The sequence below is a fragment of the Corallincola luteus genome (assembly GCF_004336975.1).
Lineage (GTDB): Bacteria > Pseudomonadota > Gammaproteobacteria > Enterobacterales > Neiellaceae > Corallincola > Corallincola holothuriorum.
Genome location: NZ_SJXE01000008.1, coordinates 189,791 through 203,877, shown reverse-complemented (window position 1 = coordinate 203,877; position 14,087 = coordinate 189,791). Strand labels below are relative to the sequence as shown.

The following is a 14,087-nucleotide window of genomic DNA, read 5'->3' as shown; positions in this document are numbered from 1 at the left end:
GAAATTAATTAGATCAAACCACGGGGTGCGCGTCTACTTTTATGAATTTCCTAGGGATTATGAGGGGATTCGCTAGAGCGGGGCGTTAACTGTCATCATGAATCGAGCAAATTTTCTAGAAAAGCTGAATGACATAGGGTTTGCAGATAGCTATTACGAATTATGTGCTGACTTCCCATTGGAACCCTCTGGTTCACCCGCAACTAAAGGGAAAAAGAATGAGGTAGTCCCTTTGTTCGAGGCATGTGAGCAAGAGGTTAAGTACAACGGAAAGTTCCGAATGTACGAACTAGTATTACCAAAAGTCAGTGAAACCGAGTATAGCGCCAGTCTATTTTTTCAGCGTCACGGCTTGGAATTTACCTTTGGCTTCAAGAACCAAGAAGATGAATACAGCACAAATCTGGCCGTACTTTCTAGTGAGGTAAAAAAGGAATTTGAGCCTAGCTTTAGTATCAATCCAGCATATCCACGGCCTGACCATAACGGCAGCATCGATACTCTAGGTAGTATAATCGCTAGGTTCTCTAAGTTAATTCAAGGTGCGGTTAGTGAGTTCGAGAAAAACAGTTAACAAGTCAAAGCACGCGGACTTGGTAAAGCTGTCACCTTTTTTGCGTGCGCAAAAAATCCGCCAACTTCACCAAGCCGGTGTTTGAGGCGTTATTTCTTGAGGACAGTTTCATGATGCAACCGGATAGAAAGCATGCGCTTTGTCAGTGGAGATTTTTGGTGCGTTGAAGCATGGTGAAGAGTTTAACCCTCAACGTTACGACCAAAACTTAGACTCTTTGCCTGAACTGCCGTGGGATGACGAATAGTTAACGTAACAAGCCGTTGAAACTAGCGCTTCTTTAGTCTCCGTCACGACCGCAATTGGCACCGCTGCGACATTCAGTTTCCGTTGAGTATACTTTTGCTCTGTTTGATAGTCAGGTTTGAATGAATTGCCGTCATTGGTTCTAACTCTGGGTTGGACAAAAATGAGCTAGGTGACTAATGTCTGAGTCTGGCACTCTGGCGACAAATAAGCGAGGTGCCGCTGCTCAACAAGCGCCTAATAACACTGAATGAGCAGAACTTATCCGATAGCTGCCACCGGGGGCTACTGTAGAGTTGATTTCCCGATTTCACACCCGAAAAGGCTGCCCATAGTTGATATGGCCGAAGTATTAATGTCTCACCTTTCCTTTGAGTTAATATTGTGAATTTTACTGTCTACCCTAGTAACCGTTGCAAATGAGTATCTGGATTAACAGCCCAAGAAACCCCAAGGTCGCTGATTATGTGGAAAGCTACTGGTTTATAGCTAGTCCGCATAGCCGTCCAGGCTGCCAGTACCCCAAGCTAAACCCTCATCCCAATGCGCATTTGATCTTAGCGCCTGACGACCAGCCCTATTACTATGAGCGCAGCGCCCGAACCATACAGGGGGCTGGAAGCCACTGGTTGTTTCCTCATAGTCAGACATTAACGCTGGATCATACTCACGCCTTTCAGATGGTTGGCATAAAATTTCATATTGGCGCCACACATGCTCTAAATATGGAGCCAACCCAGCCGGTATTGGATCAAGTGATCGGGGTTGATGTGCCTAGTTTACTTCACGATGCGAAAGTCAGTGTGCCAGCACTTTTAGCCAGTGCAGCCCGTAACAGGGAAATGTGCTGCGACAGGCTCGATAGCCTCCTGCTATCCTGGCTATCCCAAAGCCATCAGGATAAACACAGCTTACTTGTCCGCAAAACATTGCCGTTGTTACCTGATACGCCGGTTTCGCAAATTGGCGAATTGTTACACTGCTCACAACGAACTGTAGAGCGCAGCTTTTCGCGTGTGACCGGGCTAACGCTCAAACAATCCCAGTCGATAATAAAGCTGGAAGCCATGCTTGAATACCTGTGTCAGTTGGAGAGCCAGGACATTGACTGGGTTGCGATCGCCCAACAGTTTGCTTTTAGTGATCAGTCCCACCTCATCCGTTATCTGAAAAAAGAACTGGGTACGACACCAGGGGAATATGCTCGGCGACGCGACTTTACGGTTGATATCTATGGTGACTTCGACATCTGATAAAAACTGTCGTTTTTGTTCAATCACTTTCTATTTCTGCCCATTACTATGCCCTCCCAGACACAGATAACACGAGTAGCAAAACCTTGAAAACAGAGATCAGGCACTATCGGGAACAGGACATAAGCGAAATACTGGATATATTTGAAGCCGCATCCAGGGTTGGGCACCCATTTGTGAGTGAGGAGTTTATTCAGCAAGAGCGCCACAATGTTGAGCAGCTGTACCTGCCGAATGCAGATACCTGGGTGGTACTGGCAGACGGAAATGTTGCTGGGTTCATCTCCCTGATCGGCAATGAAGTCGGCGGCCTGTTTGTTGATCCTAAGTTTCATGGTCATGGCTTGGGCAGAGCCCTGATGGAAAAGGCACAAGCGCTACATGGCGATTTGTTGGTTCAGGTATTTAAGGAAAACTCAGTAGGCTGCTATTTTTACCACCGCTACGGTTTTCAACTCGTTGAGGAAACGATCTTTGAGCAGACTGGCGACGCCTTACTCAAACTAGCGTTTAGCGCATAGCAAGGAAGAGCAGGGGGCAGAATGGCTAGCGCTTGCGATAGTAGGTTTTGAAGTTCAGCTGAACTAGAGAGATAAAATGATTCGAAAATACAATGAACAAGACATAGAAGCGGTGCTGGATATTTGGCTGAAAGCATCGGTCAAAGCGCATGATTTTGTAGATGCTGAATTTTGGCAATCACAGGTAGAAAACATGCGTAATATCTATATACCAGCCTCAGAAACTTACGTTTTTGAGTGCGATTCTGAAGTTGTCGGGTTTTATGCCTTACATGAAAATACCCTGGCAGCAATCTTCATTGAACCTGAGTTGCAGGGACGAGGTATTGGCAAAATGCTAATTGCTCACGCAAAAGCACAACGGTCTCAGCTAACTTTGTCCGTCTACAAAGAGAACGTTTCAAGCTACCAGTTCTATCTATCTCAGGGGTTTGCCGTATTGAGCGAACAAACTGATGAACATACTGGGCACCCAGAGTACATAATGAGCTCAGCAACCTAGTAAATCCCTCAATAGGCGTTCTGCCAACGACGGTAGTGGCCGGTCTGGAGCCGCCAGTCCTTTTTCAGTTGAACAGGTGAATGACTCCTGATGGCACAGCCCTGCCGTTCGTCAGACATTGCGTGGTGGCCCTGCGGAGCGAATGGGTGTCATTTGCTGTAACTCACTATTGAACAGAAACGTGTTAACGATGTTCATTCTAGCCACACCTAGACAATTGATTTTTCTCTGTACCTAACTGAATGCAACAACGGTAAAGCTCAGTATTAAAACCGCCAAAACCGTGATTATGGCAATGAAGGTCGAACCTTCAATACGCACATTTTTGATGTTGATTTGTAACATGAATATTTCTCCATAGAGCTAACCGATTTAGTTGTTTGCTAGTCTAAAGGGAGATGTTTTTGCTGTAATGTGCAGATAAAAAAAAGATATCTGCCTAGCTATTCTTGTTAGATTCAATCCACTGCTCCCAGTGCCGCACGTCATTTTCATCCATATAATCAATAAAGCACTGTTCAGATATATTCATGAGCGCGGTGTTCCCTCTTACATTACGAAGCTCGTTAAAATAGGCCATTTTTCTCCGATATAAGGTCGTATCATTTTCTTCATTTTCACGAGGTTGAACGCCAATATCCTCTGCAAATGTTCCCATATCTCTTTGAAATGAAGATATATCTTTATTGAACAGTATTGCTGTTGCCGATAGGTTGTCTGTCATTAACCATGCGAAAAGGGCTGCGTACTTTTCTTGTTGATTACCAGCACGTTTGCCAGGCTCTCGTTTGAATGGATCATCGCCACGTAGGTAAAGTAAGAGAACATTGGCGGCATCAACCTCAATGTCTGGGTATCGATATTGGAACTCGAAACTAGGAGTGTGTGTTTCGAGGCTTTCCTTTACGCTTTCAATATTAAGCTCAAAGTCTTTAGATAGATTAGTAGATAGTTGTTCTATTAATATGGTGCGTAGCTCACGACTATCGCGATAACCATAACCGCCATCGACGCGCTTTTGTGCCCATGCTTTACATTTCAATTTTCGGTGATTGCGCAGTAGCTCTTTTCTTTTCATTGCTACCCCTGATGTTCGCTAATTCTTGTAAACACTCTACTGGTATTTGTAAAAGTCGGTCAAATTACGTCTAGCAGGAATGTACGGCCAAAATCGTCGTAGCAAGGAATGGTGCAGAACTGAGTTCGCGTCGAATAACCGACATTGGCACATTGCCGCGGCAAGATTACATTGAGTCCTCAACTTCATTGCTATCAGAGCGACTGCAACTAAGGAGCATATCGGCTTGAGATATGCTCCAAAATCGCATTATGCCGCCAATGGGTTCTCATTCAGATAAGCCAAAAGACCATTAGCCATATTCACTGACCAAAATTGCCCTGCCAGGGTCAACGTTACTTTTTCATCGTCCAGCATAGCCAACCCATTTTGCTGCCAAGCGGAAAACAGTGGGATGGCATGTTTGAACCTTTGTTCACCAAGTAATTCTGCAGAGACAGCACCTTGGTCACAAGCTCCCACAATGCGCGCGTTGCGCTGATGTTGTTTGCCTTTGGCCATCATCATGGCAACGGGCCATTGATTCGCTTCTAAGGCGGTTTGCCAAGGCTCGATATCCCGTGGCTGCATGTAGCTTAACCCGCCGATATTACCGCCAGCGCCCGCGCCGACGGCGAGAATTTCGGCACCGGATTTGGCCAAACGGTTGTAGCGGCTGCGCTCTTTATCTGTGCTGGCCCAGTGGCAATAGCTGAGCTGTTTTAGCCCAGCCTGATTGAGGTAGTCTGCGCCTTGGCGATACAGCAGGGCACGCTGCGGTGTGTCCATTAAGCTGTCCAGCTGGCCGTTGTCCAACGCCCGCTGAATGCCGGTGCCTTGGAAATTAAGTAGCTGATACAGGTCAACACCATCGACGCCGCTTTCCAGGGTGTCTTCCAGATCCTGCTGCCAGCTTTGGGTGGTTTGATGGGGCAGGCCATACATTAGGTCAATGGCAATGGTGGCGCTGTTACTGGCGGTCAGGCTTTTCAGCTGCTTAAGCAATGTTTCTCTATCATCAAGCCGTTTCGCCGCTTTTCTTACCTGTGTGTCAAAGCTCTGCACGCCAAACGAGAAACGGTTAAAGCCACCTGCTAACGCCCGCTCAAATTTGTGCTGATTAAATTTATTCAGCCGTCCTTCGAGCGTGATCTCGCAATCGTCCCGCAGTGGCAACCAGGCACGGATCCGCTCGCCCAAACTGTAGATCTGCTCGGCGGTGAGGTCGGTGGGTGTGCCGCCACCGATATATACGGCATCAAAAGGTTGGCTTTGCGACCATGGCTGCGCGGCTTTGCGCTCAAGATCGACGAGCAGACATTGAAAGTATTGCTCCATCAACTGGGGTGACGAGGCGTATTTAAAGAAATTACAGAAGCTGCAGCGCACCCGACAAAACGGAATATGCACATAGAGGGCGCGTTTGCCCTGCGCTTTGACTGGTGTGCTGAAGAGATTGGTTAGCTGCTGTTGTGCTACCTCGGCGGCGAACGGTGGCTGTCCACCCCGTCCTGCATGGGCGCTTGTTTTGCCACTAAAGGCGTACTGCAGTGGCGAAGGGGAGGGACGTCCTGTCATCTCTTCGGTCAGCGTAGGGGAAGGTGCAGTTGGCTGAACGGACTGAGTGTGTTGATAAGATGCCGACATGGTGAATACCCTCGGAAAACGTAAAATGTTGTAATGTTGGCCAATCTGTTGTGGTCAGGATGGCGGTTAAAATTGGCGGCTAAATATGACGGGTTAAACCAAGTGATTTAACCCATGTGATTTAACCCGTAGCTAAAGCCTGGATCAGGCGTGGCTAGGTCAAGCGAATGCAATCGTGGCCGCTAGGCTGCATGCTCAGGTGTAGGCGCTGGTGCGGCTACGTCATCACGCTTTTTATGACCGTCACGCAGGTGGGCAATGGCCTCACCTGTCAGGCTTTTACCGGTAAAGGCAAAGGCTTTACCAAAGCCTTTAACGAAGCGACCACTTTTCGGCGTCAGGCGAAACAGTTTGAAATCGCGCAGCTGGCTTAACTGTTCGATACGCTCACCGTGGCGAGCCGACAGTATGTCGCGGCTGCTTAGCCAATCATCGCTTTCGAACGGCAGCAGTTCGGCGGTCATGCTGTAGCTGACGCGCTGGCGAGCAAACAGCTCTTTCGCACTGTCTTCATCTTCAATGATCAGCACCGAGGCCTGCGGATTAGCCTGTAAGTTGATAGCGTGTACCGCGATCTCACTCAGTAATACATATAAACACTCGTCGCCGACCGCATAGGGCGCATGTGACGCATAGGGCTCGCCCTCACTGGTCAGTGAAGAGAGGAACAGGCTTTTTCGGTTATTCAACATGGTCATGATTTCTGGGCTAATACGCCCTGCGATACGTTCACTCGACATCTGTTTATCCCTCTGCAATTTTTTCAACGGGTGCTGTTGAACCTGTGGTTAATTCCGGCAACTTTCCTGTGCGCTTCATATCTAGAAATGCCGTTAACTGCTCTGGGTGGATCGTGCCGTTGGCATCCCGCCCTAAATAGATCTTAAAGATCGTGCCGCCTTTGCGGTCTTCAAACACAAAGGCATAGCTGTCCATGCCGCGATGTTGTTTGGCCATCAAGCGAATGTTTTGGATTGCTTGCAGTTTCAGGTGGCCATGAAGCCCCGGCAGTTCGCCATTGAGGTTGAAGTAGCCGTGCCCCAGCTCACCGGGTGGAAAGGTGCCTTTAAACTCAAACACGCAGCCCGCCACAATGATGATGGTGGTGGTATTACGCCACTGACTAAGTAGGGTCAGCAGTGCTTGTGCTTGCTCACCCGGCAGGCTCTCTAGGTGCTCGATATTGTCGATGCTTGCAGTGATCATATTGATTGCCTTAGAAGCTGTACTTGGTGGATAAGATGACTTCACGACCCGCTTCGTCGAGTTCACTCCAGGCCTGACGATAATCTTTGTCAGTCACGTTGTTCAGTGTGAGGTCGATTTTCAGCGCCTTGATGCTGCTGGGTGTCCAGCTGGCATAGATATCACCCACGGTATAGCTGCCATAGGTGGTGCCATCGCTGTTGCCGTCATACTGGGTTTTATCCTGCTCTTTGGCGTGCGTGAGGCGGACGCCGGTGGTGATTTGGTCAGCCCAGAAGCCATAGCTGATATCAGCATTGAAGGTATCGGCAGGTATATTGGTGAGGTCGTCACTGGAGTTGTCGTCTTCACCGCGCACTATGCCGTAGGCCAAGCCCAGCTTGAAGCTGTCGAGGCGGTAATCGGCGGCGATCTCGAAGCCTTTAATGGTGGCTTCATCGACGTTCACCCAAGTGGTTGTGCCGGGATCTGGGAACGGCGGCGCAAAGCTGGGATCGGTAACGATCTGTTCAATAAAGTCGTCCACTTTGTTTTCAAAGATGGAGGTGGTGATATTGAGGCTGTCAGCTCCGGTAAATACACCGGCGAAGTTCATTTGCGCCATCAGTTCGGTATTGGCTGCTTGCTCCGCTTTCAAGTCTGGATTGGGCACAAAGGTGTTACAAAAGCCCGGGCCCATACAGAAGTGAGTGCCGGTGGAATACATCTCCTCGGAGCTAGGAGCGCGGAAGGCACGATCATGTCGCAGGGTCAGCTGTAACCAGTTAGTGGTTTGCCAGATCAATGCCGCTGACGGTGAAAAGTCGTTATCGGAACGATCCTGACCGAGGTTTTTGGCTTCGGTTGAAAAGTAGTCATAGCGGCCACCGACTTCTAGCTGCCAACTCTCAGCGAATGGGATATTGGCTTGCACAAATCCGCCCCAAACATCGGTATCTGCTTCTGGCGGTGTCGGGCGATCATCCCCTTGGCGTGAGGCGCTGAACTCTTCGCGATAGCCGTCCACCCCGTATAGTAAGGCGATGTCACCAAACCCTTCGACAGAGATCAGTGACAAGTTATTCAGGTTTAAGCCATAAACGTCCAGATCGGTACTGTCGCTGCGACCATCACTGATGCGGTATTCGTCCATCTCGACGTTATTCCAGTAGGCCATTACCTGAGCGTTGATCAGCGGCGAATCGGTGTCGATACGGTAGTCGGCAGACAGGTTTGTGGTGTCTTGATCGCGATTAATCAAGAAGTTACTGGTGCCATTGAAGTCAGCCGAACCATTGGAGGGCACGTTGCCGGAGCTATTCGCGGTTCTGAGATTGAATGCCAGAGATTGAGCGTCATCGATCTGCCATTCGGTTTTTGCCAACACGCCTTTGTCACGGGATGCAGAACCAGCCAGCGACTCACCGCTGCCCAATTCTATGTCATTACTGTCGCGATAGTAGCCACTGAGCAACCAGTCGAGCGAGTCGGTGCGTCCCGCCAGTGCGCCGGTGGTGGTTGACTGGTCGTTGTTCCAGTTGAACCCTTGCTTAACGAAGCCGCCAAGATCTTGTTCTGCGGTCAGTAGATCGCCAGCGGAAACTGTATTTTGTGCGACTACGCCACCTACCGCGCCAGAGCCCCACAGGCTGCTTGATGGGCCTTTGATCGCTTCAACACTTTGCAGCAGCTCAGGATCGAGGAAGTAACTGGGGCGGTGTCCTGATTCAAATACCTGGCGCACACCATCAACGGTTTGCAGCACTTTATTGCCGGTTAAACCCCGGATATTGACACTTTGGTTGTTGGCGCGCGGGCCACCACTGACACTGATATTGGGTTCGTTTTTCAGCACCTGTGCCACCGATTGTGGCTGAATGGTGTCTATTTCTTCTTTCTCAACCACGGCAATAGGGCGAGACACTTCGTCTACCTCTTGCGCCATACGGGTAGCGCTTACCACCACGGGTTTAATCTCTAGTAGCCCATCGTTCTGCTGCTCATCGGCAGCTGTTGCGGTAAAGCTAGAGGCACTGAACATACTGCCAATCAGTATGGCTAAAGGTTTTAACTGCATAATCGTCCCTAAAGTAACTGGTTGATAACCCAGGTTTAGTTGGTGGTTTTTTGTGGGCCTGGTAACTGCGGTTGAGTTGAGAACGCTGCTCAACGTGTTACTCAGGCCATCTGTTAGGGCGGCACCTTAGCATCAAAAAGATCAAATGCAAATACAAATGGTTCGCATTTACATTTGATCTTTATCCAGTTACTATCGCTCCATCTTCGCTGTCATGGTTTTTATTTCGGCTGAGGGGGTATCGGCGTTAAGGCATGCAAGCCATGTTAAAGCGCGGGGTATCACGCCGTTGATGAAGTGCTACCAGGGTTGGATATGAGTTTTTGTCTCTACAAATACATTAAGACGCAGTGGCCGCTGATGACGATGCGGGCGCTGCTGTTTTTTGGTTTAGTGCTGGTCTTATTTGGGCTTTCGTCACATGTGGTTCCTGCCCCCCTTGCCAGTGCGAGTGCAAACGCCAGTGCTAGCGCCTTGGCGGTGAGTGTTAGTTTTGCTGTGCCGGCGGCTAAATCCCCTGTGGCCGAGAAACAAGCGCAGCAAGCTAAGCCAACCGATGCCGCAGTAAATATGACCGAGCCAAGCGCCACCAAAGCACTCATTGCTGAGAACAAACCAGTGATCAAGCCTGAGCCCAAGCCGGAAGTTAAACCTGTGTCGCCACAAAAACCGTTAGCTGAACCTGAGCGGCCAATCGAGATTGAGCCAGCAGAAGCGGTGCTCACTGCGAGTGAACCTACGGACGCTGTACCGACAGAGGCGGTGCCGACAAAGGCTACTCCTGCACACAAAACCCCCACAGAGCCAGCGTTGGCAGCCGTTGAGCCGCCGCTCGAATCCGATGATGTTTCCGAGCCGAGTACGCCCGCATTGGCCGCCGCAGCGCAAGCGGATGGTGCCCATCAAGAGCCAGAGTTTGCTCAGCCGCTGTTTGCTGCCCCACCGACACCGCCCCGTTATCCCACGGTGGCACGTAAGCGGGGGCGGGAAGGCGTCGTATTGATCGATATCTGGCTGGATGCGGAAGGCAAGCAGGCGAAACGTGAAATCGCGCAAAGCTCGGGCTGGAATGTACTTGATGAGTCGGCATTGAAGGCCGTCGCGCGTTGGCAGTTTCATCCCCATCAAGCGGCGGGGGTAAACATCGCCTCGCGTCTGCGGGTGCCGGTTGAATTCTCATTGCAATAACGCCGCAGCAACCAACGAAACCGATAACAAACACTGAACCAATAAGTTGAAAAATGATGAATTACAGTCAACTACAGATTGAACTTGGACCACTGGCATTGCCTTTGGTCGCCTGCGCCCTGGTGGCCGCCATGATCATAATGGAACGCTTGGTGATGCTCAGTTATCACAGCTACAAGCGGACCTTGGCAGCCGGTGGCATGGCTTTGCTGCATGCCCATAAAGAGTATGCCAAACCGTTACGGGAAGAGATCGTTGCGGTGTGGCTGCATGGTCAGAAACAACGCCTAGCCAGTGGCATTCGTCTATTACAGATCATCGCCCTGGTGGCACCACTACTTGGCTTACTAGGCACAGTGATCGGTTTGATCCAGGTGTTTGATGTGATTGGCGTGCATAGCGGACCGATAGAGCCAGCCATGTTAGCTGAAGGGTTGGGCATGGCGATGAAAACCACCGCCGTCGGCCTGATCATCGCCGTACCTGCCGTACTCGGTGTGCATGGCTTTCAGTTGTGGGTAGACAAGCTGGTGGCGATTGCTGAGCACGGCATCAATGTCGACAACCTGAAACTGGATGGTGTCGGCATAGGCGTGTGGCCTGCAACGGCTTAATCGTTGCCAGCGTGCTAATCCTAACAACCCAAACGCAGCGTAGATAAGTCGTAACCAATAAGACATATACCGATGATAAAGACCGCTTCCCATAGTGAGCTGAGCACCAGCCTTGAACTGACCCCGTTGATAGACATTGTGTTTATCGTGGTGGTGTTTCTGCTGTTAACAGCCAATAGCCGCTTGTTGTCGCTGCCGGTAGATATTCCCGCCAGTGACAGCGAAGTGACTGCGCAACCGGCAGCAGATAAGCCACTGACTTTGGTACTGCAACAATCGTCGCCAGCCTTTGCCATTGATGAGCAGCATTTTGAGCAGTGGCCAGCGTTCAAAACGGCGCTGATAGCGAGTATTCGCGACAATGACAAAGCCGTGGTGATCGCCGCCGACAAAAACAGTCCGGTGGAACCGCTGTTGAAATTACTGGCATTACTCAATGCACACCAAGTTGAAAATACCCAGATCTTGATGGAAGAAAGCCAACCATGAAAACCTCACTGACTCCCTCTGTTTTTGCCTCGGCCGGACGGGCTTTACGCACCACAATTTGTACCGTTGCGGTGAGTGCCACGCTGCTTGTTGCCAGCAGCGCCAATTTGTATGCCGCCGAACGGCTGGTGAGTACCGATGCCGGTGCGACCGATCTGATCGTAGCCATGGGGCTGGCTGATGAACTGGTGGCAATCGATGTTACCAGTCAGCCGCCGCAGGGTAAGCAACTGCCAAGTGTGGGCTACCACCGCGCCCTGTCTGCCGAAGGCTTGCTGAGCCTAAAGCCCACCACTGTAGTGGGTAGCGAGCATATGGGGCCGCCGGCCGCAGTGCAGGCGCTGGAGAGCGCCAAGGTGCAACTGGTACAACTGCCCAGTGCCGATACTCCCACTGATCTGGCGAATAACATTCAGCAACTTGCGGCGGCATTAAATCGTCCCGAGCAAGGTGAAGCATTGCTGATCCAGTTGAATCGCCAGTTGGGACTGCTTAATGAAGTGGATCGCAGTGAGCAGCGGGTGGCGTTTTTGTTGGCGATGGATCCGAGCAAACTACGTTTAGCCGGAGCGGGTACCGGGGGTGATGCCTTTATTGACCTGCTTGGTGCACAAAATGTCGCTGAGTTTGATAACTACCGCAATGTCTCAGCCGAGTCGTTGTTGAGTATGCAACCGACGGTGATTTTGGTGGCGGGCAAAGTGACAGACCAAGCGGTAACCAGCTTACTCACGGCCAACCCGATTTTGCAGCACACCCCAGCGGGATCGCAGCAGCGCATTATTGCTGTCGATGGCAGTAGTCTGGTCGCTGGGCTCAGTATGGCGGCCGTGGCAGAAGCCAAGCGTACCAGCGCGCAGTTGGAGAAAACCCTTTGAAGCGTTGGTCTCTCGGTTATACCGCCAGTTCACTTAGTGCGTTGTTAATGGTGGGTGCCGCACTGTCGTTGGTGTCTGGAGCGATGCCATTGCCCGCCAGTGAAAGTATAAAGACCCTGTTCGATGCTGTTTTCGGTGGCTGGTTTGAACAACCCATGAGCCAACTGGCACCGTATCAACAGGTGATCGTATTAGAGCTACGATTGCCGCGTTTATTGCTGGCGATCTGCGTGGGTGCGACGTTGGCACAATGTGGCACCGTGATGCAGGGGTTGTTTCGTAACCCGCTGGCCGATCCTGGCATTATCGGTGTGTCATCGGGCGCGGCGGTCGGCGCGATATTGGCCATCGTGGTATTTCCCGCAGCGTGGGGGGCGTGGACGATACCTACCGCAGCATTTGTGATGGGGCTACTCACCACTTTATTAGTGTATGGCTTAGCGCAATCGTCCCAGGGCACATCGGTATTGATATTGCTGCTGGCGGGAGTGGCCATTGCCGCCTTTGCGGGGGCTGCGATTGGTTTTCTGAGTTACTTTGCCGATGACCAAAGCCTACGCGAACTCAGCGTGTGGCAGATGGGATCGTTGGCTGGGGCAGGGCAAGCCAATTTGTGGTTAGCTTTTGTCACCATGCTGGCGGTGGCCTTTGCATTTCAACGTCGCGCGGGCGCGCTTAATGCCATGTTATTGGGCGAGGCGGAAGCACGCCATCTTGGGATCCCCGTTGAGCGTTTAAAAATAGAGCTGATTATACTGACCGCTATCGGGGTGGGCGTTACCGTTGCCTGCGCCGGTATTATTGGATTTATTGGTTTAGTCGTGCCCCACTTAGTGCGCCTGACCACTGGGCCGGATCATCGCGCGCTACTGCCACTATCAGCCCTATTAGGGGCGTGCTTGTTAGTTACCGCCGATCTGCTGGCTCGTATTCTAGTGCAACCGGCCGAACTGCCGGTGGGACTATTAACCGCGCTGCTTGGCGCACCATTCTTTTTGGCTTTGCTGATCCAGCAACGCAAACGCTGGGGTTAACCATGCTGCAACTTAATCATGTCCGTTGTCAGGTGGCGGGCAACGTGCTGTTAAATGTGGATGGATTTACTGCCAGTGCCGGGCAGATGGTGGGGCTGCTTGGCCCCAACGGCGCAGGCAAATCGACTTTGCTGAAAGTGATCAGCGGTGATATGGACGCTAGCGGTGATATCCAGCTGCACGGCCGGGCATTGTCGGAGTGGCCTGCGCTAGCCAGAGCGCGCCACTTAGGTGTCTTGCCGCAAGCCAGCCAACTCAGCTTCCCGTTTACCGCGCAAGAAGTGGTGGCGCTGGGCTTAACGCCACTGACACTCTCACGCCAAGAGGGGCAAAAACAGGTGCAGCAAATGATGGCGCAAACCGATTGCCTCGGCTTTGCCGATCGCAGCTATCCGTCGTTGTCTGGCGGTGAGCGCCAGCGAGTGCAACTGGCGCGCGTTTTACTGCAACTGAGTCAGGCCGAATCCACACCGCTGTTACTACTCGATGAACCAACATCGGCGCAGGATCTCGGTCAGCAACACGCCATTTTAAAGCTCGCCCGGCAACTGGCAGAAGAGCAGGGCTACGGCGTGATCGCCGTACTGCATGACCTCAACCAGGTGCTGCAATACTGCCATCAGGGCAGCCTATTAGTGAATGGCAAAATCATCGCCTCAGGCGCGCCTGAACAGCTACTCACCCAGCAAGTGATCGCCAGCCATTGGCACTATCAAGCCGAACGCACCGTACTCAGTGATGGCCGTGTGGCGATGTTGTGACTCAACGACTTTGTCAGTCGCATAAGCAGATGATATCTTGACGTTATACGTCTCTGTGCGA

Annotated in this window: 15 protein-coding genes; 10 read left to right on the top strand and 5 right to left on the bottom strand. The window is 51.2% G+C overall.

Annotated elements, in window-relative coordinates; all coding sequences use genetic code 11:
- The first annotated feature begins 97 nt into the window (after positions 1 to 97).
- The 4 genes from EZV61_RS15220 (at position 98) to EZV61_RS15205 (ending at position 3,096) form a co-directional block, all read left to right on the top strand.
- Complete coding sequence (locus tag EZV61_RS15220; protein ID WP_131416671.1) at positions 98 to 574, top strand: hypothetical protein; 477 nt, start codon at positions 98 to 100, stop codon at positions 572 to 574.
- Positions 575 to 1,239: 665 nt separating this feature from the next.
- Positions 1,240 to 2,073 (top strand): helix-turn-helix domain-containing protein, encoded by an 834-nt coding sequence (locus EZV61_RS15215; RefSeq protein WP_131416669.1) that lies wholly within the window; start codon positions 1,240 to 1,242, stop codon positions 2,071 to 2,073.
- Positions 2,074 to 2,159: 86 nt separating this feature from the next.
- On the top strand, positions 2,160 to 2,594 hold the full coding sequence (locus tag EZV61_RS15210) for a GNAT family N-acetyltransferase (protein ID WP_131416667.1): 435 nt from the start codon (positions 2,160 to 2,162) through the stop codon (positions 2,592 to 2,594).
- Positions 2,595 to 2,670: 76 nt separating this feature from the next.
- On the top strand, positions 2,671 to 3,096 hold the full coding sequence (locus tag EZV61_RS15205) for an N-acetyltransferase (RefSeq protein ID WP_131416665.1): 426 nt from the start codon (positions 2,671 to 2,673) through the stop codon (positions 3,094 to 3,096).
- Positions 3,097 to 3,535: 439 nt separating this feature from the next.
- On the opposite strand, the gene EZV61_RS15200 is transcribed toward EZV61_RS15205, so the two are convergent.
- From EZV61_RS15200 to EZV61_RS15180, 5 genes are all read right to left on the bottom strand, one after another.
- The gene (locus EZV61_RS15200) at positions 3,536 to 4,174 is read right to left on the bottom strand and encodes a hypothetical protein (RefSeq protein WP_131416663.1); all 639 of its coding nucleotides are present in this window, start codon (positions 4,172 to 4,174) and stop codon (positions 3,536 to 3,538) included.
- A 249-nt stretch (positions 4,175 to 4,423) separates the two neighbouring features.
- Positions 4,424 to 5,800 (bottom strand): heme anaerobic degradation radical SAM methyltransferase ChuW/HutW, encoded by a 1,377-nt coding sequence (gene hutW, locus EZV61_RS15195; RefSeq protein WP_131416661.1) that lies wholly within the window; start codon positions 5,798 to 5,800, stop codon positions 4,424 to 4,426.
- Positions 5,801 to 5,982: 182 nt separating this feature from the next.
- Positions 5,983 to 6,540: a HugZ family pyridoxamine 5'-phosphate oxidase gene (locus EZV61_RS15190; RefSeq protein ID WP_131416659.1), complete on the bottom strand. Its 558-nt coding sequence runs from the start codon at positions 6,538 to 6,540 to the stop codon at positions 5,983 to 5,985.
- A gap of 4 nt (positions 6,541 to 6,544) precedes the next feature.
- Positions 6,545 to 7,006 (bottom strand): heme utilization cystosolic carrier protein HutX, encoded by a 462-nt coding sequence (gene hutX / locus EZV61_RS15185; protein ID WP_131416657.1) that lies wholly within the window; start codon positions 7,004 to 7,006, stop codon positions 6,545 to 6,547.
- A 10-nt stretch (positions 7,007 to 7,016) separates the two neighbouring features.
- Entirely contained in the window at positions 7,017 to 9,062 is a 2,046-nt protein-coding gene (locus EZV61_RS15180) for a TonB-dependent hemoglobin/transferrin/lactoferrin family receptor (RefSeq protein WP_131416655.1), read from the bottom strand.
- Positions 9,063 to 9,377: 315 nt separating this feature from the next.
- Between EZV61_RS15180 and EZV61_RS15175 the strand changes: the two genes are divergently transcribed.
- The 6 genes from EZV61_RS15175 (at position 9,378) to EZV61_RS15150 (ending at position 14,026) form a co-directional block, all read left to right on the top strand.
- Positions 9,378 to 10,250, top strand: coding sequence for an energy transducer TonB (locus EZV61_RS15175; protein ID WP_131416653.1), 873 nt, complete (start codon positions 9,378 to 9,380; stop codon positions 10,248 to 10,250).
- Positions 10,251 to 10,303: 53 nt separating this feature from the next.
- Positions 10,304 to 10,864, top strand: a complete 561-nt coding sequence (locus EZV61_RS15170) for a MotA/TolQ/ExbB proton channel family protein (protein ID WP_114339064.1) — start codon at positions 10,304 to 10,306, stop codon at positions 10,862 to 10,864.
- Positions 10,865 to 10,936: 72 nt separating this feature from the next.
- Positions 10,937 to 11,353, top strand: a complete 417-nt coding sequence (locus EZV61_RS15165; RefSeq protein ID WP_114339065.1) for an ExbD/TolR family protein — start codon at positions 10,937 to 10,939, stop codon at positions 11,351 to 11,353.
- Entirely contained in the window at positions 11,350 to 12,231 is an 882-nt protein-coding gene (locus tag EZV61_RS15160; protein WP_130567649.1) for a heme/hemin ABC transporter substrate-binding protein, read from the top strand. Before EZV61_RS15165 ends, EZV61_RS15160 begins: the two co-directional genes overlap by 4 nt.
- Before the next feature lie 47 nt (positions 12,232 to 12,278).
- A complete protein-coding gene (locus EZV61_RS15155) occupies positions 12,279 to 13,265 on the top strand; it encodes a FecCD family ABC transporter permease (protein ID WP_130567764.1) in 987 nt (328 codons plus the stop codon).
- A gap of 2 nt (positions 13,266 to 13,267) precedes the next feature.
- Positions 13,268 to 14,026: a heme ABC transporter ATP-binding protein gene (locus EZV61_RS15150; RefSeq protein ID WP_131416651.1), complete on the top strand. Its 759-nt coding sequence runs from the start codon at positions 13,268 to 13,270 to the stop codon at positions 14,024 to 14,026.
- Positions 14,027 to 14,087 lie beyond the last annotated feature (61 nt).